The 650-nt window shown below is 57.2% G+C and carries 1 pseudogene; it reads right to left on the bottom strand.

Features of this window, described 5'->3' with window-relative positions:
• Positions 1-306: 306 nt before the first annotated feature.
• Positions 307-650, bottom strand: a pseudogene (locus WM94_RS31000) (hypothetical protein); the annotation flags it as partial.

Genomic DNA, 650 nt, shown 5'->3' with positions numbered 1-650 from the left:
TCCTTGGCCGCCATATCGCGGCAGTGAATAGAGGGGGAGGTGTTGCAGCTTAGGAGTACAAATGTGCTCCGTGCCGATTTACGGAGCTGCCGCTTCGATTTGATGTCACAATAAATGCACAGGGACATCGGCACGTATCCCCGGGCCAGCCCTTCAGGACATCAGTCCAATGCTAAGCAACGATGATTTTCGCTACATGGCTCATCGGCACCTCCTTGAACTGGATGCCTCAAATTCCAGGCTCAGACACCTGATTTCTAACGGCGAAATTACCGGCGTCCCTTGGGACGATGCGGTGTCCTGGCATCAGCAGTCATATGATGCGTGGGTCATCTTCCTGAGCCAGAAAGCTCGGCCTTCGTTACCGGCCTGACTCGAAATCGCAGAGGGATCTGCGATTCTCAGCCTTTGATCCTGCTCAGACTTTCCCGAGAGCGCGGCCCTGGCAATCGAGCCATCCTCCACAAACCAGGATTCATGTTCGTGCCAGAGCATGTTCGCGGGCTCGCCGCTCACGCTGTCCCAGTCGCTGCCAATGTCTTCAGCGAAGTGGTCCCGGTCGGCGTAGAACTTCAAGGCAGCTCGCAGCTGCTCAACCTCAGCGGCGTCGGTAATCGCTCCCAGCCCAACAATCGGCAGCCCAGTCGCCG

The sequence above is a fragment of the Pseudomonas sp. ABFPK genome (assembly GCF_001586765.1).
GTDB lineage: Bacteria > Pseudomonadota > Gammaproteobacteria > Pseudomonadales > Pseudomonadaceae > Aquipseudomonas > Aquipseudomonas asiatica.
Note: the sequence above shows the minus strand (reverse complement) of the source record. Positions and strands in the feature narration are given on the sequence as shown.